Raw genomic sequence first — 24,844 nt, 5'->3', positions numbered from 1 at the left:
GGAATAACTATCGGATACGGGAAGAAGTCAAGAATATTCTATGGTTTACAAAACCTCAAGTAACTGATTCGAAAGAACGGGACAGCTAATACTGTCCCGTATGTAACCATTTCCTATCAATCACCATATCTTGCAAACAAATCAAGCAACTGATGTTTTTTCACAGGCTTTGTAAGGAACGCATTGCATCCGGCCTCCATAGCACTCACTCTATCTGAATCAAATGCGTTGGCGGTAAGCGCAATAATAGGTATTCCAGAATTGAATTCACGAATTTTACGCGTCGCTTCCAATCCTCCATAATCGGCATCTTCATATCCATAATGACAAAATCATATTTTCCGTCGAGAACATTTCGTACAGCATCTATTCCATTACATACCCGATTGAGATGATAATCTTTAAGAATACTTTTTACCAACATATAATTGCTGTCATTGTCTTCAGCAAGCAATATATTCAAGTCTTTTTCATTTTCAAATTTATCCCTGAAAACAAATTGTAATGAAGAACTGGAATCGCCTTCATCACCACTATCTACCATCTCTATTTCACAAGGTATCCATGCCCAGAAAGTAGACCCCACCCCCGGTTCTGAATTAAAGCCTATTTCTCCTTTTGCCCCCTCTACAATAGCTTTGGAAATAGCTAGCCCCAGCCCAGTTCCCTGAGCAAAATCATTGAGTTTTTGGAACCGACCAAATATTCTGTCTTGTAATTCATATGGAATACCCACTCCCGAATCTTCCACATAAATACGTATTCCCCCTTTTTCAATAGAATATCCCATCCTGATATATCCTGCCCTGGTACACTTCACAGCATTAGTCAAAAAGTTCATCCACACCTGCTTAAGTCGGTTAGGATCCAGAAATACTTGACAATCCGGACCTGAGGCCGCCCGAAATTCTACATCCGGATTAGTGATCTTTTGCTGAATTGTAATACATAATTCACCACAAACTCTACGCAAATTGAACTTTTCCCTTTTACGTTCAAGAATCCCCGATTCAATCTTCGAAAGATCCAGAATATCATTAATCAAGCGAAGCAATAATTCATTATTAAATTCAATGATATCCATATACTCTTTTTTATCGTTCGGATCATCACAGTCCACCAGCAATTCAGAGAATCCGACTATAGCATTCAAAGGAGTACGTATTTCATGGCTCATATTAGCTAAGAATGCAGACTTTATTCGATCTGAGAGTTCGGCTTTTTCTTTTAAAACTTTCAATTCATTAGCCATGTTTTCCCATTTCGTATTATTATATGAAATACCGATATATCGGGTGACTTCTCCTTTTTTATTCTTTTCCGCCGGAATTCCGGTTACAATATAAGTCTGCCACTCCTGATCCCATTTAGTCCTAGAACGGTACTGAAAGCTAAATTCCTTGTTAATTCCCCGAATCATCCCATCAATATTCTCACTAACAACGTCTACATCATTAGGAAATGTAACAAGCAAATAATCTTCCGGTGAAATTTCTTTTTCCGAATTATAATCACTAACAGGATCATTGAACGCACGAAACTTCCTAGTATCCAAATCGAAAACCCAATAAGACATACCGACTGTTTTGAATGTCAGCTCCATTCTATAGCTACGCTCTCTGAGCTCCTCATCCAATTGATGCTGCTTGGAAATATTCTGCCTAAGCCCCGTAAAACGAATCACATTTCCATTATCATCCTTTTCAAATGGAACGCCAATTATATTACAATATTGCCAAGAGTCATCATATTTGGTTTGCATACGACATATAAAATCAATATTGACCTCCTTGCCCATCACCATAGATTGAAGAGCATCCCAAGCAATAGACTGGTCCTCAGGATGAATAACATTCATATACTCTTCCAAAACTATATGTCTGTCCGATACGTAATCATTCACCGGATCATTGAAAGACTCAAAAGTATGAGATGATACATCAAAATCCCAATGAACTATACTACTAACTTTCATAGCTAATTCGCGCTTAGTAATCAGTTCTTGTGTCTTTTTCGCCATTTCTATTTTTTCTGTCACATCAAGCTGTGTTCCGATAATCAATAATTTACCTAAATGTTCAGATGATAATCGCATTCGACTTTCATAATAACGATACGGCCCATCTTGTCCACTGATAGCTCGTAAAGTAATTTGACCTTGTTCTATTTTTCTTTCAATCAACTGATCAAATAGTTTCGTCAATGTAACGTAATCTTGTATATGAAGTATCCCTTTCAAATCTTCCAACTTCATACCTTCTTTAACAATCGTATCTCCAGACAATGAGCCAAACACATTATTCTGTAAGTCATATACCCAAGAAGACATATTTGCAGCCTGCATAGCCATTTCTAAGTTCTTCTTGCTTTCTTCTGTACGAAACTCAGCTTCTTTTGTAGCAGTCACATCATTAGTAAGCAACATATGCCCCAAAATAACTTCATGTTTATTACGAATCGGAACAACCTTCACCTCATAAATAATAGTATTTTGATGACGGGAAAAATAATACTCTCTGTTTATCCGGTCAAAATCATACTCAAACTCCAAAGTTATTTCCTCCCCGGATTTTATACTCGCTCTAAGTTTATCATCAACGTATGGACTATTGAAAAGATTAACCGTTCCCACCACCGAAGAAGCATCATCCACCCCATATATCTCCAATGCACGATGATTGATACCACGCAGAAGACCTTCCTTATCATATATTTCAATTCCTATTGGTAAGCGAACATAAACACTTTCCGGAAATAAGATTTGATCCGCCAACAATTCTGACATTTTTTCCTCAAAACACTCTTTATCACTCTCGTGAAGGAATTCTTTGTTTTGTTCCATGTTACATGATATTTTTATTTAAATACAATATAATCACTCAGTATTCAATATTAAAGCTATAATGGTAATTTCACCGTATAGCATGAATTCTACGACGGTATTCCGAAGGAGACATTCCAGTCTGCTGACGAAAAAAACGACTTAACGACGATTGACTGGCAAAATTAGTCTGTTGTGTTACATTTTTTAAATCAATAAGTGGATTTCGCAGTAATTTTTTTATCTCAATAATCACATAATCAGCAATTAGCTCATGTGGAGACTGACCATTCATTTCTTGAATTACTTTAGTCAGATAAGCAGGTGATATACATAATTCTGCAGCATAAAAAGAAATCTCACGATGATTACGATAATGTTCAGCAACCAGCATAGCAAACTTAATAGCAATATTTTCTTTGTTAGAATTTGTAAAGGAGTTGTTATCGTTATTATTTGCTTTTAAAAAAGAAACGTAAAAATCCCAGAAATAAATGCGTAATAAGTGCAATATAGTTTCATCGCGAAAGGCAGGATCATCACTACTATTCCGGAATCTAATAATATCACAAAAGCTAAGAAACCTCTGAGCTTCACCATTAGTTAAGTGATACCGAAAATTTTTCCGCATATAGAAAAAGAAATCTGGGGTTATTTTCCCCAGACTACTCATAATATCAATAAACAAAACCTTATCAAACTTAAAAAAAATCATAGAAAAATCATCACTTATCTCACGTATCGATGCCAATTGCAACGGTAAAACAGTAACTATATCGTTTGGGGATATCCGGTGGCTGACCGAAAAAATCTCTATAACAGCAGTCCCACTTGTACATAATCCTCCGAAACCTTCTTTTAGATATGTTTCATGTTTATTTAGAGGAAGATGTGATATGTCAGTATATATCATCAAAATTTAATGTTTGTCTTAGTTGGTATAAATCAATATTTGATTCACAAATTTAAAATATTCTTATTAAAACAGACTATTTACGATTGTAATTGAACGCAAATAGCAAATTTGGGTATTAAGGCTATATTTGACTAAAAAAAGTAAAATAAAAGAAATGTTCTCCCATGCAAGAAACACCTGGTAAATATATAAAAAACGAAAAACTCTGCCGAAACGAAGGTTAATTCGTCGTTTCAGCAGAGCAATATAGAAAGTAATAAATTATTATTCTTTATAAATCAAACAGACTTTAAAAAAAACATCAAAAATAATTTATTTAGAAAATTCCTTAATTCTCTGTTCTTCTTCTAATTTGCAAATCAATAACGTATTATCTCTTTCAGCAACAATATACCCATCCAATCCTTGTACTACTACCCGCTTTTCCTCACTTGCGTGCACTATACAGTTTTTACTGCCATACAAACGAATGTCAGATCCTACCATAGCATTTCCTAAATTATCCTGAGGTAACAATCCTCGTAAAGCTCCCCACGTACCCAAATCTGACCAACCAAAAGAAGCCGGAAGTACATAAATTTCCTGTGCTTTCTCCATTACAGCATAGTCTATAGAGATACTTTCACAAGTCGGGAAAAACTTCCGCACAGATTCGTTTTCTTTTTCAGTATAGAAATCCGGGAAAATACGGTCGAAAATTTGTGCAATACCCGGAGCATAAACTCGCATTACTGAAGTTATAGTACGGACATTCCAAACAAAAATTCCTGCATTCCAGAAATAATTCCCCTCTGCCAAATAAACCTCAGCAGTATCTTTATCCGGTTTCTCTTTAAAAGCATCAACTGTAAAAATCTCCTTATCAGTCTGAAGCATATTTCCGGCAGCAATATACCCATACCCAGTTTCCGCCCGGGTAGGCTTAATTCCCAACGTCACAATTGCACTACTTTTATCTGTAAACCGAAGTGCTTTCTCTACCACCCTACGAAATTCTGTCGTATCAATTACCAATGCATCCGAAGGAGTCACCACCATATTGGCATTCGGATGATTCTTTTTTATTTTCCAACAAGCATAAGCAATGCAAGGTGCAGTGTTGCGCGCGCAAGGTTCTGCCAAAATGTTACTTTCAGGAATTTCCGGCAATTGTTCCCGGACAATATCAATATATTTTTCGGAAGTCACTACCCACATATTTTCTTGTGGACAGATACCACTAAAGCGATCTACTGTCAGTTGAATCAACGTTCTTCCACACCCCATCACGTCTATAAATTGTTTCGGACATTCTGGTGTGCTCATCGGCCAAAAGCGGCTACCAATACCGCCTGCCATAATAACAACATGGTTATCCATATCCATTTTTCTCCTTAATATAATATTTATGCAAGATACGGCAAATAATGCAATTACACAACTTATAGATCAAAATTCTTTTTATCACGTATTTTCTCCCAACCCTGAATCTCCACCCAATCCATTCGGAATACAATTTCCATGTACGTGGTGAAGCACTGTTCCAATCACGAAATCTCGATTTTCTGACAGTACCTTTCTTAGTAGTTTAAGTAGTATATCTTCAAACCAATTATTTCCATCACAAAATTGATATACAACAAATAAATGCATCGTCCAATCCTAAACTCATTTCATAATACTAATATAGGTTCTGGAAATATGAAGTTCCTCAGTTACAGATACGTTTTCTTGTTTTACAGTGGATTCTACAAATTCCGAAAAAACATTCGGGAATATTGTTCCTGATAAAACTAAAGTATCCCAAAAAGAAATCAGAAAAACCTTATTATACCATATTTTCTTAATTATATTAATAAAAGAAAGCAACATTTCAATCTATTCAAACTCGCATGTGAAGCATGTAGAAGAGGGTATCTGCATGAAAGCATATTACGCGAGATTAAAACCTTTATTGAACAGATTCATTTCCATGCAAAAGAATTAAAACACACATTATCTTCTGTATATCACAAAGTTACCTTTTTCACATCCAGGCAAAATCAAAAACCTGTCACCTCTCTGCAAACTGACAAAGTGACAAAAATGCCATATAGTACTTTTTATAAAAAAGATGAAGTAGATGAAGCTTACCAGCAAGGAGAAAAGTTTAGAAAAAAAAGCTTGTTTTGAAAGCTGTTTGTAACAAAATATTCCTTTAACAATATATTCAGAAAAGCATTCGAACATGAAAATATTGATTCTTCTTTCACTACCAATAAAATAAAGCCTAGATGTATTCATCCCCCTAAACCAGTTAAACTCATTGGAAAAAGCATGATCCAAACACATATCAAACAATTTGAAGAGAATAACTTATCACAGAAAATTTATCGTAGAGATGAAGACTTTGAACGTTCCATGAAAATAATCCTATATTGCTACGAGTATAGCAGGTTACTATTATCATCCATAGATTTCCCACCACTCATATATTAAAATATTACAACACTAATCAAAATTTAATTAAAGAATTACCAGATACTTTCAGTACGGAAGAGACTATCAGGATCAGCGAAAAACATGGGCTTAATCATCGTAATATATACAGACTACCCAAATCCATCAACAATATGAAAATCAATAAAGTACCTCACATTTCATATACTAAGCTCTCTGAGCAATAGTACCATATGGCACTTTTGTCACTTTGTCAGTTTAAAAACCTTGAAAAATCATTGAGAAGTTTTTTTAAAACTTCTCAATGATTGGAATCAAACATCAAGAAGATTCAACACAAACTTCCCAATGTTTTTACTCTTCAGCAGCACATCTTTAACAATTCTCCCCCATATACATCCGTTACTTTTCAGGTAACAACCCGAATAACAGAATCATGTTTCTTTTTCTCATACTAATGTATTTCTATCGTTTTGCAAGTGCAAATTAATAAGTATTGAAATACATATGTATGACGAGATGATTACTTCTAATACAGAGAAAAGGCCGTCTCCGAAAAAGCGAAAACGACCTTCACAACTTAAGAACAACAAATTATCATTTCCTATTTATACTCGTCCCAACTCTTAATAGCAATGTCATCAATACTCATTGTACAGAAAGCTTGAATAAATGCACTTGCCAAACGCGCATTAGTAATCAACGGAATATTCAAGTCGATGGCTGCGCGACGGATTTTATATCCGTTATCAAGTTCTCCGGCAGTCAGGTTCTTCGGAATATTGACTACCATATCTATTTCTTTGTTATGAAGCATTTCCAAAGCTTGCGGATAGCCATCTTCACTTGGCCAATAAACAAGCGTATTCTCAATACCATTTTCAATAAGTGTCTTATGAGTACCACCCGTTGCAAAAAGCTTATATCCTTTGTTCACCAACATACGGGCAGCATCCATCATATCGGCTTTCTGCTTCATAGTTCCGGTTGATAACAGAATATTCTTCTCCGGAATACGATACCCGACAGAAAGCATAGCTTTAAGAACAGCACAAGAAGTATCGCTTCCGATACAACCAACTTCTCCTGTAGATGCCATATCTACTCCTAACACAGGATCGGCTTTCTGCAAACGATTAAATGAGAATTGGGAAGCTTTAATTCCTACATAATCCAATTCAAATAGATTCTTGTTTGGTTTTTCTACAGGCAGACCAAGCATAACTTTCGTTGCCAATTCGATGAAGTTAATCTTCAATACTTTGCTGACAAACGGGAAAGAACGGCTGGCACGAAGATTACATTCAATCACTTTAATATCGTTATCTTTTGCCAGATACTGAATATTAAACGGACCGGATATATTGAGTGCTTTTGCAATCTCGCGACTAATACGTTTGATGCGTCGTACCGTCTCTACATATAATTTCTGCGGAGGAAACTGTATAGTTGCATCACCGGAATGCACTCCTGCAAACTCAATATGTTCACTGATTGCATACGCCACGATTTCTCCATTTTGTGCCACAGCATCCATCTCGACTTCTTTGGCGTGTTCTATAAACTGACTTACCACTACCGGATGCTTCTTTGATACATTTGCTGCCAATTGTAGGAAACGCTCTAACTCTTCCTGATTAGAACAAACATTCATCGCAGCACCGGAAAGTACATAAGAAGGACGAACCAACACAGGAAAACCAACTTCGTCTACAAATTCATTGATGTCATCCATAGATGTCAATTCACGCCAGCGCGGTTGATCTACCCCAATACGGTCGAGCATAGCAGAGAACTTCTCACGGTCTTCAGCATTATCAATACTCTTGGCACTTGTTCCAAGGATATTAATATTCTGTGCATCCAGACGTAGAGCAAGGTTATTAGGAATCTGACCACCAGTAGAAACAATTACACCATGAGGATTCTCTAATTCGAGAATATCCATCACACGTTCAAATGTCAGTTCGTCAAAGTAAAGACGGTCACACATATCGTAATCCGTAGAAACAGTTTCCGGATTGTAGTTGATCATGACACTACGCCAGCCTTCTTTGCGGATAGTATTCAGAGCTTGAACACCACACCAGTCGAACTCTACGGAAGAACCGATGCGGTAAGCACCAGAACCGAGAACGACGATAGATTTATGATCACCCAGATAATGGACATCATTTGTTACACCGCTATAAGTAAGGTACAAATAATTGGTCTGTGCCGGATATTCGGCTGCCAATGTATCGATCTGCTTAACTACCGGAAGAATCCCCACACTCTTACGATGATTACGAACATAGAGAATACCATCTTCCATATCGCCTTCAAAACCAATAGCACGAGCTATCTGGAAATCAGAGAAACCTTGTACTTTCGCTTTTTTCAGCAATTCATCAGAAAGCTCGGCAATCTGCTTATGATCCTTGCCCCAGCTATGCAGTTCTTCAGAAGTCTTCATTATATTCATCAACTTCTGTAGGAACCACTTGTCAATCTTTGTCAAATCATGAACCTGATCAATCGTATATCCAGCACGGAAAGCTTTAGATATAACAAAGATACGTTTATCAGTCGGTTCATGAAGAGCTTTATCTATATCAGAAATGACAAGTTCTTTGTTCTCTACAAATCCATGCATTCCCTGACCGATCATACGAAGTCCCTTCTGGATTGCCTCTTCAAAGGTACGACCGATAGCCATCACTTCGCCAACCGACTTCATGGAAGATCCTAACTCTTTGTCCACACCATGGAATTTACCTAAATCCCATCGAGGTATTTTACATACCACATAGTCTAAAGCAGGCTCAAAGAACGCAGAAGTCGTCTTTGTTACCGAGTTCTTTAAATCGAAAAGCCCATAACCGAGTCCTAGTTTAGCTGCAACAAAAGCCAACGGATATCCTGTAGCTTTAGATGCTAATGCAGACGAACGGGAAAGACGGGCATTCACTTCGATGACACGATAATCTTCCGATTCCGGATCAAAAGCATACTGAACATTACATTCACCAACAATACCGATATGACGGATGATGCGGATAGCAAGTTCACGAAGTTTGTGATATTCTTTATTGGTCAATGTTTGCGAAGGAGCAATTACAATGGATTCACCGGTATGAATACCCAGCGGGTCAAAGTTTTCCATATTACAAACGGTGATACAATTGTCGAAACGGTCACGTACTACCTCATATTCCACTTCTTTCCATCCTCTAAGAGATTTCTCGACCAATACTTGTGGAGAGAAAGAGAAGGCTTTTTCTACCAACACATTCAATTGCTTTTCATTGTCACAAAAGCCGGATCCCAACCCTCCCAACGCATAAGCAGCACGAACAATCACAGGATAACCCAATTCTTTAGCAGCACGACGGGCATCTTGCACATTCTCAACAGCTTCGCTCTTAATCGTTTTTACGTCTATTTCATTTAGCTTTTGCACAAAAAGTTCACGATCTTCCGTATCAATAATTGCCTGTACAGGAGTACCGAGTACTTTCACATTATATTTTTCAAGTATCCCTTCCTTATACAATGCCACACCACAGTTCAAAGCCGTCTGACCGCCAAACGCCAACATAATACCCTCCGGCCTTTCCTTCTGAATGACTTTTTCAACAAAATACGGAGTCACAGGAAGGAAATAGATCTGATCTGCCACTCCTTCGGAAGTCTGTACTGTAGCAATATTCGGATTGATAAGGATAGTTTCAATCCCTTCTTCTTTCAAAGCCTTAAGTGCCTGCGAACCGGAATAGTCAAACTCACCGGCTTCACCAATTTTCAGGGCGCCGGAACCTAACAGTAATACTTTCTTTATATTTTCTTTCATTGATTCTATTTTCTGGATCACCACAGATTAACACAGATCAAAACGACCAATAGACTGTGCAACGAGGTGGTGAAAGTCTATTTATAATAATTTTACGAATTCATCAAACAAGAATTCCGTATCCGTAGGACCACTAGCGGCTTCAGGATGAAACTGCGCCGAAAACCATGGATTCTTTTTATGTTTGATTCCTTCGTTCGACCCATCGTTCATATTGATAAACAGTGGTTCCCAGTCTGCGCTTAATGTATTGTTATCGACTGCATAACCATGATTCTGAGAAGTTATAAAGCAACGTTCAGTACCCACCATGCGTACAGGTTGATTGTGGCTACGATGTCCATATTTCAATTTATAGATTTTAGCTCCTCCGGCTTTTGACAACAACTGATTACCCATACAGATTCCGAAGATAGGAAGTTTTTCATTCGCCATCGCTTTACGAATATTCTGTACTGCAACATCACAAGTATCCGGATCACCGGGACCATTGGAGATAAATAATCCGTCAAATTCAAGTCCGTTATAATCATAATCCCAAGGAACACGAATCACTTCTACATTCCGTTTCAACAAACAACGAATGATATTAGTCTTCACCCCACAATCCACTAAAACAACTTTTTTTAATGAAGAATGAGGAATGAGGAATGAAGAATCGGCTGTGCTACAATTACTGGTTCCATCAGGGAAATAATGAATAATTTCTTTGCAGGATACTCGATCAACATAATTTATATCAGCATAAGACGGAAATTCTTCATTCTTCATTATTAATTCTTCATCTGACTCGTCAAACACGATTTTCCCCATCATTACACCATGTTCACGAAGAACTTTAGTCAATTCGCGGGTATCGATACCAGTAATACCGGGTATCTTCTCACGCTTCAACCAATCAGCGAGGCTTTCTACTGCATTCCAATGGCTGTACTCGTAAGAATAGTCACTTACAATAATTGCTTCAGCATGAATCTTCTCACTTTCCATAAAAGTAGCGAGTCCATTCGGTTCAATTGTAAAAGGAGGAACTCCATAATTACCTACCAATGGAAAAGTAAGAGTCATCAACTGTCCAGCATACGAAGGATCAGTCAGGCTCTCCGGATATCCCGTCATGGCGGTGTTAAACACTACTTCGCCCGCCACCGGCTTCTCGTAGCCAAACGACTTACCACTGAAGCGGCTCCCGTCGTCAAGGATTAATGTCACATTTCTCATTCTTATTATTGAATCGTTGTATGGTTGTTTAGAATTGATACATTTGCTCGATATAGTTAATAAATGCCTGATTTACCATCTTTACGCCACCCGGAGTCGGATAATCACCACTAAAATACCAGTCTCCCGTATGGTTCGGACAGGCTTCATGTAGTCCCTTTAATGGTTGGTAGACAATTTCGACTCTTGCTTTCGTCCCTTTCGGAATCAACAGTTCCACCATTTTAGCAGAAATCTCTTCATCGGTAAACGGAGCATAGATCTCTTTTACATAATTCACCATTTGTTCTTTGGGCAAATCGGCCTGATCTTTAGATTTTCGATACGCAGCAGCAATCACATCTTTCATATCACGTTCTTTCAATAGTTCAATAGCCGCTTTAAAAGCAATAAACTCACTCATCTTTGCCATGTCGATACCGTAATAGTCGGGATAACGAACTTGAGGAGAAGAAGAAACAATGACAATCTTCTTTGGTCCGAGACGGTCGAGAATACCAATAATACTTTGCTTCAATGTCGTGCCACGCACAATACTATCGTCAATAATCACTAGATTATCGACACCAGAAACAAGACTACCATAGGTTATATCATACACATGGGCAGCAAGGTCATTACGACTATTGCCCTCTGCAATAAAAGTGCGAAGCTTAATATCTTTAATGGCTACCTTCTCACTGCGAATCCGACGAGAAAGAATAACCTCCAGTTCTTGTAAATTCGGATTATGGCCTAATGCTGTTATCTGTTGTACTTTCTCTTCATTCAGGTAATTATCCAATCCCTGCAACATTCCGTAATAAGCAACTTCCGCAGTGTTAGGAATGAAAGAAAAAACTGTATGATCAATATCATTGTCGATAGCTTTCAATATTTTCGGTACAAGCTTCTCACCTAACCGTTTCCGTTCCTTATATATATCAACATCACTCCCCCGCGAGAAATAGATTCGTTCAAATGAACAGGCACGCTTTTCACGCGGTTTGTTGATTTGTGAGGTACGCAATTTGCCTTTTTTGCTAATAAACAATGCCTGTCCCGGTTGTAATTCATGTATTTCTTCTACTGGAACATTCAAAGCTGTCTGAATAACCGGACGTTCAGAAGCCAACACAGCAATTTCATCATCTTTATACCAGAATGCCGAGCGAATTCCCCAAGGATCACGAATAGAAAAAGCTTCACCGCTTCCAGTCAGCCCACAGATAACATATCCTCCGTCCCATTCTTTACTGGAAGTACGCAAAACATTACCTAAATCAATTTGTTCTTCAATATAACGCGTAACTTCCATTCCTGTCAGTCCTTCAGCTTCAGCAAGATTGAAAAGGCGCTCCACTTCGCGGTCCAAACGGTGGCCTACTTGTTCCAACATAATATAAGTATCAGCATATTTTCGCGGATGTTGTCCGATGGCAGTAATACGTGCAAATATCTCATCAACATTCGTCATATTGAAGTTACCACAGAGAGCCAAGTTCTTGACACGCCAATTGTTTCTTCTTAAAAACGGATGAACATACGAAATACCGGACTTACCAGTCGTAGAGTAACGTAAATGTCCCATATAAACTTCACCGGCAAAAGGTAAAGTACGTTTAGCAAAATCTGCATCATGCAATTGTTCGAGAGTGAGATCTTTAAAATTACTTTGAATGTTTTCAAAAATCTCTGTAATAGCACCGGAACCTAAAGCACGTTCACGAAACATATATTCTTCACCCGGATTCGCTCCCAATTTCACACATGCCAATCCCGCACCTTCCTGTCCGCGATTATGTTGTTTCTCCATCAGCAGATAGAGTTTATTGAGACCGTACATCCATGTTCCGTACCTCTTCTCATAATACTCTAACGGTTTGAGTAAGCGTATCATAGCCACGCCACATTCATGTTTCAATTGTTCCATTAATAGACTTGCAATTTATAAATTACCAGATTCTTATTCTACTGTTACCGACTTGGCCAAATTTCGTGGCTGATCTACATCCATTCCCTTACATACCGCAATGTGGTATGCAAGTAATTGAAGAGGCACCGTAGTTATTAACGGGTCAAGACACTCGATTGTTTCAGGAAGCTCGATACTACAATCTGCTATTTTACTAATTACCGTATCTCCCTTAGTCACAAATGCAATTACCTTCCCTTTACGCGCTTTAATTTCCTGAATATTACTCAACACTTTCTCATAAAGTCCATTTTGAGTAGCGATCACCACTACCGGCATTTCTGCATCAATCAGAGCAATAGGGCCATGCTTCATTTCCGCAGCCGGATACCTTCGGCATGAATATACGAAATTTCCTTCAATTTCAATGCACCTTCAAGAGCTACCGGATAACTATATCCACGTCCCAAATAAATAAAATTATGAGCATAGGTGAAGGTCTTCGATAATTCAGCCAATGTATCATTCAGTTTCAAGACTTCTTTCATTTTCTCAGGAATATGATTCAATTCCTTTACGATAGTCAAATACTGCTCTTCACCAATCGTACCTTTCTCTTTAGCAAGTGTCAAAGCCAACATAACCAATACCGTAACCTGACCGGTAAATGCTTTGGTGGAAGCTACCCCAATTTCTGGACCGACATGGATATATGAACCTGTATAGGTAGCACGAGGTATGGAAGAACCGATAGCATTACATATACCATATATAAATGCTCCGCGACTTTTGGCCAAATCAACGGCTGCAAGTGTATCCGCCGTTTCACCACTTTGAGAAAGAGCAATCACCACATCGTGTTCATCAATCACCGGATCTCGATAACGAAATTCGGAAGCATATTCTACTTCTACCGGAATGCGGCAGAAACTCTCAATCAAATGCTTGCCGATCAATCCCGCATGCCAAGAAGTACCACATGCAACAATTATAAATCGCTTTGCATTTAGCAAACGTTCTTTATAATCGATAATTGCTGATAGAACAACATTATTCGCTTCCACATTGATACGCCCACGCATACAGTCACGAATACAATCCGGCTGCTCGAAAATCTCTTTCAGCATAAAGTGCGGATATCCTCCTTTCTCCAACTGTCCAAGGTTTAGCTCTACCTTTGTTATTTCAGGAGTTGTTTCCACATTATTCAAATCAACGACTTTCAGTTCTTTTCCCCGATGAATGACAGCAATTTCTCCGTCTTCCAGATAAACAACCTTATCCGTATATTCGACTATCGGCGTAGCGTCTGAAGCCAGAAAAAACTCATCCTCACCAATTCCAACTACTAGTGGACTACTCTTACGAGCAGCTATGATCTCGTCGGGATGTTCTTTATCTAGAACAGCAATCGCATACGCTCCGATCACTTCACCCAATGCCAACTGAACAGCTGCAAGCAGACTAACTTTATTGGTAACTTTAATATATTCGATTAATTGAACGAGTACCTCTGTGTCAGTACTACTTTTGAAAGTATAGCCTTTGGCTTGAAGTTTTTCTTTGAGAACAGCGTAATTTTCAATAATGCCGTTATGAATGAGAGCGAGTTTTTCGGAAGAAGAGTAATGAGGATGAGCGTTAGCGGAACAAGGTTCTCCATGAGTAGCCCAACGGGTATGGGCGATTCCGATTATACCGGAAATATCTTTCTGAGTGACGAAATTTTCAAGATCTGAGACTTTACCTTTCGTCTTATAGACATTCAACTGTTGGTTATCACTGATCAATGCTACCCCAGCGCTATCATATCCTCGATACTCTAATCGCTTCAGTCCCTTTATAAGGATGGGGTAGGCTTTTCTTTTACCAATATAGCCTACGATTCCACACATATATTATGATATTTTTATTTCGTGTGCAAAGATACATATTTTAAATAACATAAAGACAACTATTTCTATATTTATTTGACATAAGCACATAAAAAAGTTGCAAACACATCAAAAAGTTAAATAATATATTATTTTTATCTCAAAAAGAAACAAATTACAATCACATTCAAATAACTATTCGGTTACTATCAATTTAAAACTAAACCAAAGTATTCTAATTACAAATTAAAAGAATAAAAGCAAGCTTCCTTATTTAGTGTCACACAAAAGTCATAAAACAATATCATTATGAAATTAAATCATTAATTTCGCCAAACATTTTGATACAACAAACAGGTATTATCATACAATAAAGCTAGAAAAGATGAAGAAAAAAGAGCTTTTTAACAACGAAACAAAAGGATTCATTTATCAACGACAGCTTCAACAGGCGAGTCTTTATGACTCAGCATACGAACATGACGCTTGTGGTGTCGGTATGTTGGTAAATATTCATGGAGAAAAGTCACACGACATTATTGAGTCGGCTTTAAAAGTATTAGAGAACATGCGTCATCGTGGTGCTGAAGGTGCGGATAACAAAACAGGGGACGGTGCAGGTATTATGCTGCAAATTCCACATGAATTTATATTATTACAAGGTATTCCTGTACCCGAGAAAGGACGTTACGGTACGGGATTACTCTTTCTGCCTAAAAATGAGAAAGATCAGGCCTGTATTTTAAGTATCATTATCGAAGAGATCGAAAAAGAAGGACTTACATTGATGCATCTGCGTAATGTACCTACTTGCCCGGAAATTCTAGGTGAATCGGCTCTTGCAAATGAACCGGACATCAAACAAGTATTTATTACCGGATTTACAGAAACCGAGACCGCAGACCGCAAACTATATTTAATCCGAAAAAGGATTGAAAATAAAATCAGATTGTCAGCAATTCTTGGAAAAGATAACTTTTATGTCGTTTCACTTTCAACTAAAAGCATTATATATAAAGGAATGCTTTCGTCATTACAACTACGCAATTACTTTCCCGATCTGACAAACACTTATTTTACCAGTGGCCTAGCATTAGTGCATTCACGCTTTAGCACCAATACCTTCCCAACCTGGGGATTGGCGCAACCTTTTCGTCTACTCGCTCACAATGGGGAAATCAATACTATTCGCGGTAATCGTGGATGGATGGAAGCACGTGAAAGTGTACTTTCTACTCCGACATTAGGAGACATTAAAGAGATAAAACCCATCATCCAACCAGGAATGAGTGATAGTGCTTCTCTGGATAATGTACTTGAGTTTCTGGTAATGTCCGGATTAAGCCTACCTCATGCTATGGCAATGTTGGTTCCGGAGTCTTTCAATGAAAAGAATCCGATCAGCGAAGATCTAAAAGCGTTTTACGAGTATCATTCCATCCTCATGGAGCCTTGGGACGGACCGGCTGCTTTATTGTTCAGTGACGGGCGGTTTGTCGGTGGCATGCTCGACCGTAACGGTTTACGACCGGCACGTTACCTAATCACCAAGAATAACATAATGGTAGTAGCTTCTGAAGTAGGAGTTATGGATTTCGAACCGGAAGATATCAAAGAAAAAGGTCGTCTTCAGCCTGGGAAAATATTACTGGTAGACACAGAAAAGGGAGAAATCTACTACGATGGCGAGTTGAAAAGACAACTAGCAGAAGCCAGACCTTATCGAACGTGGCTAGCAAACAACCGCATTGAGTTGGATGAGCTGAAAAGTGGACGTAAAGTACCTCACCATATAGAAAACTATAACCAAATGCTTCGTACCTTCGGATACTCTAAAGAAGATATCGAACGATTAATCATACCAATGGCCAGTACAGGAGCAGAGCCTGTGAACTCTATGGGTAATGATACGCCTTTAGCGATACTTTCCGACAAACCACAACTTTTTTATAACTATTTCCGACAACAGTTCGCCCAAGTAACCAATCCTCCGATTGATCCGATTCGTGAAGAGTTAGTAATGTCACTTACAGAATATATCGGAGCTGTCGGAATGAACATTCTCACTCCCAGCGAAAGCCACTGCAAAATGGTACGCCTGAACCATCCGATTTTAAGTAATACACAATTAGATATTCTTTGCAACATTCGCTACAAAGGTTTCAAAACAGTGAAATTACCTATGTTGTTTGAAGTAGCCAAAGGAAAAGTTGGGTTACAGGAGTCTCTGAATGAACTTTGCAAAATGGCGGAAGCATCCGTTACGGAAGGAGTTAATTATATTGTCTTGACAGATCGTGAAGTAGACATTACACATGCCGCTATTCCCTCCCTACTTGCAGTAAGTGCTGTTCATCATCATCTTATTTCTGTAGGAAAACGGGTACAAACCGCACTGATTGTAGAAAGCGGAGAAATTCGCGAAGTCATGCACGCGGCTTTGCTATTAGGTTTTGGAGCCAGTGCTTTGAATCCATACATGGCGTTTGCAATCTTAGATCAATTGGTAAAAGATAAAGATATCCAGCTGAATTACGCCACTGCGGAGAAAAACTATATAAAGTCTATCTGCAAAGGCTTATTCAAGATCATGAGTAAAATGGGAATATCCACTATCCGTTCTTATCGGGGAGCCAAAATTTTTGAAGCCGTCGGATTAAGTGAAGAATTAAGTAAAGCTTATTTCGGAGGAATCAGTTCTCCTATCAGCGGTATCCGGCTAGAAGAAATTGCAAAGGATGCAATAACCTTCCATGATGAAGGCTTTTTGGCAAAAGAAGAAATCACCGGTTTATTACCGAACAAAGGGTTGTATTCTTTCCGTAAAGACGGAGAAAAACATGCTTGGAATCCGGAAACGATCAGTACTCTGCAACTTGCTACCCGCTTGGGAAGTTACAAAAAGTTTAAAGAATACACTTATTTAGTCGATGACAAGACAACTCCCATCTTCCTACGCGATTTCCTTGATTTTCGTCGCAACCCTATTTCTATTGACTTGGTAGAACCAGTAGAAAATATACTACATCGTTTCGTTACCGGAGCAATGTCATTTGGAGCGATTAGTAAAGAAGCACACGAAGCAATGGCTATTGCCATGAACAAGATTCATGGACGGAGTAATACCGGTGAAGGCGGAGAAGATTCTTCCCGTTTTCAGCCTATGTCGGACGGGAGCTCTCTGAGAAGTTCCATTAAACAAGTAGCATCCGGTCGTTTCGGGGTAACAACTGAATATCTGGTCAATGCAGATGAAATACAAATAAAGATAGCTCAAGGAGCCAAACCCGGTGAAGGCGGACAGCTTCCTGGATTTAAGGTAGATGATGTGATAGCTAAAACCCGTCATTCCATACCGGGTATTTCACTGATCTCTCCTCCTCCTCATCACGACATTTATTCTATCGAAGATCTGGCACAATTGATCTTCGACTTGAAAAACGTAAATCCAAAGGCCAAGATCAGTGTGAAATTAGTAGCGGAAAGTGGCGTAGGAACCATCGCAGCAGGAGTAGCAAAAGCAAAAGCCGACTTAATCGTAGTCTCAGGTGCAGAAGGCGGTACGGGAGCTTCTCCGGCATCATCTATCAGGTATGCAGGAATATCTCCTGAATTGGGATTAAGTGAAACCCAACAAACATTAGTTCTGAACGGATTGCGCGGACAGGTCATTCTACAGGCTGACGGACAATTGAAAACCGGACGTGACATTATCCTTATGGCACTGATGGGAGCTGAAGAATATGGGTTCGCTACTTCCGCACTGATCGTATTGGGATGTGTCATGATGCGTAAATGCCATCAGAATACCTGCCCGGTAGGAGTTGCCACTCAGAACCCGGAATTACGCCAACGCTTTCATGGACGCAGTGAATACCTTATCAATTTCTTCACCTTTCTGGCACAAGAAGTACGTGAATATCTGGCAGAAATGGGCTTTACTCGCTTAGACGACATCATCGGACGTACAGATTTAATTCAACGTAAATCAATGAAAGACGACTCAAACCCAAAACACGAGTTAATCGATTTTACAAAGATGTTGGCACGTATAGACAACAGTGCAGCTATCCGTCATGTCATTGATCAGGAGCACGGAGTTTCTTCTGTTAAAGACATCACTATCATAGATGCGGTACAAGAAGCTATCGAACATGAAAAAGAAGTTTCTCTGGAATATACGATTGCCAATACAGACCGGGCCATAGGTGCCATGCTTTCCGGAGTTATTGCTGGAAAATATGGAGAAAGAGGATTATCGGAACATATCCTGAATATCAAGTTCAAAGGTGCAGCCGGTCAGTCGTTCGGTGCCTTCCTTGTTAGAGGAGTCTATTTCAAGTTAGAAGGGGAAGCCAATGATTATTTGGGTAAAGGTCTGAGTGGTGGTCGTATAGCTGTACTTCCTCCGATCCGCAGTAACTTTGAAGCTGCAAGAAACACCATTGCAGGCAACACACTACTTTATGGTGCAACAAGCGGAGAAGTATATATTAACGGTCGGGTAGGTGAACGTTTCGCAGTCCGAAACTCTGGAGCAATTGCTGTAGTAGAGGGTGTAGGCGACCATTGTTGTGAATATATGACAGGAGGACGTGTTGTAGTACTCGGTCAGACAGGACGTAATTTCGCAGCCGGAATGAGTGGAGGTGTTGCTTATGTATGGAATAAGGATGGCAATTTCGATTATTTCTGTAACATGGAAATGGTGGAACTGTCATTAATCGAGGAAGCCAGTTACCGGAAAGAACTCCATGAGCTGATTCGTCAGCACTATTTGTATACAGGTTCCAAACTGGCACGTAAAATGCTGGATGACTGGAATCATTATGCAGATGAATTTATCCAAGTAGTACCAATCGAATACAAAAAGGTATTACAGGAAGAACAGATGAAAAAGTTACAGCAAAAAATAGCAGATATGCAAAGAGACTATTAACCAACATTAGTAACTATTGATAATTTAATAAAAAGTCATATGGGAGATCCAAAAGCATTTTTAAATATACCTCGCCAAGAAGCAGGATACCGTCCTGTAAGCGAGCGAATCACAGATTTCAGTCAAGTAGAACAAACATTGAATACGAACAGCCGCAAACTGCAAGCCTCACGCTGCATGGATTGTGGTGTGCCTTTCTGCCATTGGGCATGCCCGTTAGGCAATAAGCAGCCTGAATGGCAAGATGCACTCTATAAAGGAAAATGGAAAGAGGCTTATGAAGTATTATCCTCCACTTGTGATTTTCCCGAATTTACAGGGCGTATCTGTCCAGCGCTCTGTGAAAAGTCATGTGTACTAAAACTATCATGCAATCAGCCGGTTACTATTCGTGAGAATGAAGCGGCAATTGTAGAAGCAGCTTTCCGGGAAGGGTACATACAAGTAAAGTCACCTAAAAGAAATGGCAAGAAGGTTGCGGTGATCGGTGCCGGTCCTGCCGGTTTGGTTGTTGCCAATCAGCTAAATCTGAAAGGGTATGCAATTACTTTATTTGATAAGGACGAAGCTGCCGGAGGATTGTTACGTTTTGGCATTCCAAATTTCAAACTGGACAAAAACGTAATAGATCGTCGAATAAGGATTTTGACAGCAGAAGGTATTCAGTTTAAATTCGGCATAGAGATCGATGTCAATCATTTACCCGAAGGGTTTGACGCATATTGTATCTGTACCGGAACTCCGACAGCACGTGACCTGAATATTCCGGGCAGAGAATTGAAAGGTATTTATTTCGCGCTCGAAATGCTCTCACAACAGAATCGTATACTGGCCGGTCAAAATTTTCCTAAAGATAAAAAAGTCAATGCAAAAGGGAAAAAAGTTCTGGTCATCGGTGGCGGAGATACGGGGTCCGACTGCATCGGAACCAGTATTCGTCAGGGAGCGACAAATGTCACACAGATCGAGATCATGCCTCAACCGCCTGTCGGATACAATCCTTCTACTCCATGGCCACAATGGCCTATCGTTCTTAAAACGACATCCAGTCATGACGAAGGCTGTATCCGACGTTGGTGTCTGGCTTCCCAGCAATTTATCGGAAAAAACGGCAAAGTGACCGGAGTAGAAATCGAAGAGGTAGAATGGATACCCTCACCGAACGGTGACAAACCCACCATGAAACTGACTGGTAAAAAAGAAATCATCGAGGCCGATATGGTTTTGCTTGCTATGGGATTCCTGAAACCTGAACATCCTCAACCTGCAAAAAACGTATTTTTTGCAGGAGATGTAGCCACAGGTGCCAGTCTGGTAGTACGTGCCATGGCAGAAGGGCGGAAAACCGCTACAAAAATCGATGCCTATTTGAGTAAATAAATTTTATCTCAATATAATAATCAAAGTTTTTCATCAACCTTCAAAAGTAAAAGTTATGTGTGGAATAGCTGGTATACTCAACATAAAATATCAATCTAGAGAACTAAGAAATAAAGTACTGAAAATGGCTCAGAAAATTCGTCATCGCGGACCGGATTGGAGTGGCATTTATGTAGGTGGAAGTGCCATTTTGGCTCATGAACGGCTCTCGATCGTAGATCCGGAAAGCGGAAGACAGCCTTTGTTCTCACCCGATCGGAAACAAGTGCTCGCTGTCAATGGTGAGATCTACAATCATCGTGAGATCCGTACCCGATATGCAGGTCAATATCATTTCCAGACTGGTAGTGACTGCGAAGTGATCCTTGCTCTCTACAAAGAGAAAGGGATTCATTTTCTGGAAGAGCTGAACGGTATTTTCGCATTTGTCCTTTATGACGAGGAAAAAGATGAATTTCTCATTGCCCGAGATCCTATTGGTGTCATTCCTCTTTATATAGGTAAGGATAAAGAAGGAAGAATATATTTGGGAAGTGAACTCAAGGCGTTAGAAGGATTTTGTGATAAATATGAACCTTTTCTTCCCGGACACTACTTTTATAGTAAAGAGGGAAAAATGAATCGCTGGTATACCCGTAACTGGGTGGAATACAATGCAGTAAAAGATAATGATGCAAAAGTAAATGATGTAAAAAAGGCACTGGAAGAAGCTGTACAACGACAGTTAATGAGTGATGTGCCGTATGGTGTACTACTTTCCGGTGGTTTAGACAGTTCCGTTATTTCTGCCATTGCCAAGAAATATGCAGCCAAACGTATAGAAACGGATGGTGCCAGCGATGCTTGGTGGCCTCAGCTCCACTCCTTTGCCGTCGGATTAAAAGGTGCGCCCGACTTGATCAAGGCCCGCGAAGTGGCAGAATATATTGGAACCGTACATCACGAAATCAATTATACTATTCAGGAAGGACTGGATGCTATTCGTGATGTTATTTATTTTATCGAGACCTATGATGTAACCACCGTCCGAGCTTCCACACCGATGTATTTATTAGCACGTGTTATCAAATCGATGGGAATCAAAATGGTATTGAGCGGTGAAGGCGCCGATGAGGTATTCGGCGGATATCTTTATTTTCACAAGGCTCCTACCCCACAAGCATTTCATGAAGAAACCGTTCGTAAATTAAACAAACTTCATTTGTATGATTGCCTACGCGCGAATAAAAGTCTGGCAGCATGGGGAGTGGAAGGGCGCGTTCCTTTTCTGGACAAAGAATTTCTGGACATAGCCATGAGATTGAATCCTAAAGCCAAGATGTGTTCGGAAAAAGAAATCGAAAAACGAATAGTACGCGAAGCTTTTGAAGATATGTTACCGCCCAGTGTGGCATGGCGCCAAAAAGAACAATTCAGTGACGGTGTAGGTTATTCATGGATTGATACGCTGAAGGAGGTAACAGCTGCTGCCGTCAGTGACGAACAAATGGAACATGTTGCTGAACGCTTTCCCATCAACACTCCGATGAATAAAGAAGAATACTATTACCGTAGTATTTTCGAAGAACATTTCCCAAGTGAAAGCGCTGTACGAAGTGTGCCTAGTGTTCCCAGTGTGGCATGTTCCACAGCGGAAGCATTAGCTTGGGATGTTGCCTTTCAACACCTGAATGATCCGAGCGGAAGGGCAGTAAAGGGAGTACACGAAGAAGCATATACTGACTAAACACTGCTTATACAATTTATATTCAATTTGCTCTCACACTCTCACTTTCTCTATACACTCCCCTATTCATCGTTGTTTCAGCTATTAGAGATCCAGTGGCAGCAAGGTGAGAGCAAATGTTTACCCTCACTTTCTGTCATTCCGACACTCTCACTATAAAGGAATTCATGTATTATTCTTCTGAAATACAATGAATTTAGCTGAAAAGTATATGTATCTTATATACATATTTCCCTATTGTTCTTTCGTTTTTTTATCAATAGTTATAAAGAGCCCCCTATTGTGAACAAATATATTCACAACAATAAACTAAGGAAAAAGATCTTTAGTTTATAGAAGAAGCACAAAGCATTTACCTATTTCGAGCTAAATAGACACCATAACTTTCATACAGATAAATAAGATATCCTATAATAAGAACAAAATTCAGCGTATGAAATGAATACTCTGTATCGATTAACGCAGATTAGCACTCCTATTAACTAATTGGTGCTTTCTTTTTTGTAAATTTGAAACCAAAGATAAATTCAGAACATAAAACTTTTAAAAATTAGAAGAAAATGAAGTTAATGAAAATATTGATATTCTCCGCTTTAATGGTTTCTGCTTGCTATGTGCAAGCTCAAACACAAGTTATTGCGCACCGAGGTTTTTGGAAAACTCCGGGCTCAGCACAGAATAGTATCACTTCTCTCCAAAAAGCAGATTCGATAGGATGTTACGGTTCAGAATTTGATGTATGGATGACTAAAGACAATAAATTAGTAGTCAATCATGATCCCATATATAAGATGAAAACAATGGAATATTCTAAAGGAGATGTATTGACTAGTCTGAAGCTCTCTAACGGTGAAAAACTGCCTTCGCTGGAACAATATCTGAAAGCGGCTCAAAAAGGAACGACACGTCTCATTTTGGAATTAAAAAAGCACAATAATAAAAAACGTGAAACAAAAGCTGTGGAAGAAATTATAGCTCTGGTCAAACAGTTGGGTTTGGAGAAACGCATGGAATATATCTCTTTTTCTCTGCATGCTACCAAAGAATTTATTCGGCTGGCACCCACAGGAACTCCCGTATTTTATTTAAACGGAGATTTATCGCCTCAAGAACTGAAAGCTCTTGGATGCGCAGGACCTGATTATCATCTCGGAATGTTCAAGAAGCATCCGGAATGGATCAAAGAATGTCATGATCTGGGGATGAAAGTCAATTCATGGACCATTGATAAAGAAGAAGATATGAAATGGCTCATAGACCAAAAAGCAGATTTCATCACAACAAATGAACCCGTTGTTCTGCAAGCTCATCAAATAATGACATTCCCACTAAGTACAAGCCTTCATTCCGAAATTTGTAATTTGGAAATGAAGGCTTTACAATCTTTTCACCCTTTTCGATTTATCTGAAATCATCCAATACCTCTTTCAACTCATCTACAGTCAACTCATCTACCTATCTCCAAAGCTCATGTCCCCCATGTAACAGAATAAAAGCCGGAACTGTCTCTACATTATGTAAGTCAGCTATATCTTGATTCTCCTCCGTATTCACCTTTATTAAATCGACCGCTCTTTTTCATACGTTCGCAGTATCGGACCAATCCATTCATAATGAGGAGTCCAATCTGCATAAAAAACGACTAAAACCAAATGATCACCTTTTGCTTCTATTTCTAATTGCTTCTTTATGTCCATCTCTATTATTTATTAATTATAAGTAATGATTAAAACAACAGATCAATAGAAAAAGTTCTTCAAAAACTGAGTGGATTTTGCTCTATACATTCTTCATATTTAATGAAAAGATATGCAATATTCTTC

The 24,844-nt window shown here is 39.1% G+C and carries 9 protein-coding genes and 4 pseudogenes; 5 read left to right on the top strand and 8 right to left on the bottom strand.

Features of this window, described 5'->3' with window-relative positions; genetic code table 11:
- Positions 1-116 precede the first annotated feature (116 nt).
- The 3 genes and pseudogenes from JCM17102_RS25515 to JCM17102_RS00065 form a co-directional block, all read right to left on the bottom strand.
- A pseudogene (locus JCM17102_RS25515) lies at positions 117-2,842 on the bottom strand (hybrid sensor histidine kinase/response regulator).
- A gap of 70 nt (positions 2,843-2,912) precedes the next feature.
- Positions 2,913-3,734 (bottom strand): helix-turn-helix domain-containing protein, encoded by an 822-nt coding sequence (locus JCM17102_RS00070; RefSeq protein ID WP_025073478.1) that lies wholly within the window; start codon positions 3,732-3,734, stop codon positions 2,913-2,915.
- Positions 3,735-4,049: 315 nt separating this feature from the next.
- Positions 4,050-5,096, bottom strand: a complete 1,047-nt coding sequence (locus tag JCM17102_RS00065; protein ID WP_025073477.1) for a mannose-1-phosphate guanylyltransferase — start codon at positions 5,094-5,096, stop codon at positions 4,050-4,052.
- Positions 5,097-5,516: 420 nt separating this feature from the next.
- Here JCM17102_RS00065 and JCM17102_RS32320 point away from each other — a divergent pair, with 420 nt between their 5' ends.
- Positions 5,517-5,888 carry a primase C-terminal domain-containing protein gene (locus JCM17102_RS32320; RefSeq protein ID WP_136498426.1) on the top strand — a complete coding sequence of 124 codons (372 nt, stop codon included), beginning with the start codon at positions 5,517-5,519 and terminating at the stop codon, positions 5,886-5,888.
- A gap of 871 nt (positions 5,889-6,759) precedes the next feature.
- Here JCM17102_RS32320 and carB read toward each other — a convergent pair.
- The 4 genes and pseudogenes from carB to glmS all read right to left on the bottom strand — a co-directional run bounded on the left by carB (position 6,760) and on the right by glmS (position 14,997).
- Positions 6,760-9,987, bottom strand: coding sequence for a carbamoyl-phosphate synthase (glutamine-hydrolyzing) large subunit (carB, locus tag JCM17102_RS00045; RefSeq protein ID WP_025073474.1), 3,228 nt, complete (start codon positions 9,985-9,987; stop codon positions 6,760-6,762).
- A gap of 81 nt (positions 9,988-10,068) precedes the next feature.
- On the bottom strand, positions 10,069-11,208 hold the full coding sequence (gene carA / locus JCM17102_RS00040) for a glutamine-hydrolyzing carbamoyl-phosphate synthase small subunit (protein WP_025073473.1): 1,140 nt from the start codon (positions 11,206-11,208) through the stop codon (positions 10,069-10,071).
- A 28-nt stretch (positions 11,209-11,236) separates the two neighbouring features.
- Entirely contained in the window at positions 11,237-13,120 is a 1,884-nt protein-coding gene (locus tag JCM17102_RS00035; RefSeq protein ID WP_025073472.1) for an amidophosphoribosyltransferase, read from the bottom strand.
- Positions 13,121-13,153: 33 nt separating this feature from the next.
- A pseudogene (glmS, locus tag JCM17102_RS25510) lies at positions 13,154-14,997 on the bottom strand (glutamine--fructose-6-phosphate transaminase (isomerizing)).
- Between the two features lie 364 nt (positions 14,998-15,361).
- On the opposite strand from glmS, the gene gltB reads away from it, so the two are divergent.
- The 4 genes and pseudogenes from gltB to JCM17102_RS00010 form a co-directional block, all read left to right on the top strand.
- Entirely contained in the window at positions 15,362-19,915 is a 4,554-nt protein-coding gene (gene gltB / locus JCM17102_RS00025; protein WP_025073471.1) for a glutamate synthase large subunit, read from the top strand.
- 39 nt (positions 19,916-19,954) lie between these two features.
- Complete coding sequence (locus JCM17102_RS00020) at positions 19,955-21,295, top strand: glutamate synthase subunit beta (protein WP_025073470.1); 1,341 nt, start codon at positions 19,955-19,957, stop codon at positions 21,293-21,295.
- Between the two features lie 55 nt (positions 21,296-21,350).
- Positions 21,351-23,021, top strand: a complete 1,671-nt coding sequence (gene asnB, locus JCM17102_RS00015; RefSeq protein ID WP_025073469.1) for an asparagine synthase B — start codon at positions 21,351-21,353, stop codon at positions 23,019-23,021.
- A 560-nt stretch (positions 23,022-23,581) separates the two neighbouring features.
- Positions 23,582-24,325, top strand: a pseudogene (locus JCM17102_RS00010) (glycerophosphodiester phosphodiesterase family protein); the annotation flags it as partial.
- A gap of 151 nt (positions 24,326-24,476) precedes the next feature.
- On the opposite strand, the pseudogene JCM17102_RS25505 reads toward JCM17102_RS00010, so the two are convergent.
- Positions 24,477-24,718 (bottom strand): annotated as a pseudogene (locus JCM17102_RS25505) (thioredoxin family protein).
- Positions 24,719-24,844 lie beyond the last annotated feature (126 nt).

It is taken from the genome of Bacteroides faecichinchillae JCM 17102, assembly GCF_000614145.1.
Classification (GTDB): Bacteria; Bacteroidota; Bacteroidia; order Bacteroidales; family Bacteroidaceae; genus Bacteroides; species Bacteroides faecichinchillae.
This window is presented reverse-complemented; position numbering and strand designations above follow the sequence as displayed.

Bases quoted from the DNA above. Each gene is read 5' to 3' on its own strand.
- JCM17102_RS00070 (WP_025073478.1), bottom strand. From the start codon at position 3,734: ATGATATATACTGACATATCACATCTTCCTCTAAATAAACATGAAACA.
- JCM17102_RS00065 (WP_025073477.1), bottom strand. From the start codon at position 5,096: ATGGATAACCATGTTGTTATTATGGCAGGCGGTATTGGTAGCCGCTTT.
- carB (WP_025073474.1), bottom strand. From the start codon at position 9,987: ATGAAAGAAAATATAAAGAAAGTATTACTGTTAGGTTCCGGCGCCCTG.
- carA (WP_025073473.1), bottom strand. From the start codon at position 11,208: ATGAGAAATGTGACATTAATCCTTGACGACGGGAGCCGCTTCAGTGGT.
- JCM17102_RS00035 (WP_025073472.1), bottom strand. From the start codon at position 13,120: ATGGAACAATTGAAACATGAATGTGGCGTGGCTATGATACGCTTACTC.
- gltB (WP_025073471.1), top strand. From the start codon at position 15,362: ATGAAGAAAAAAGAGCTTTTTAACAACGAAACAAAAGGATTCATTTAT.
- JCM17102_RS00020 (WP_025073470.1), top strand. From the start codon at position 19,955: ATGGGAGATCCAAAAGCATTTTTAAATATACCTCGCCAAGAAGCAGGA.
- asnB (WP_025073469.1), top strand. From the start codon at position 21,351: ATGTGTGGAATAGCTGGTATACTCAACATAAAATATCAATCTAGAGAA.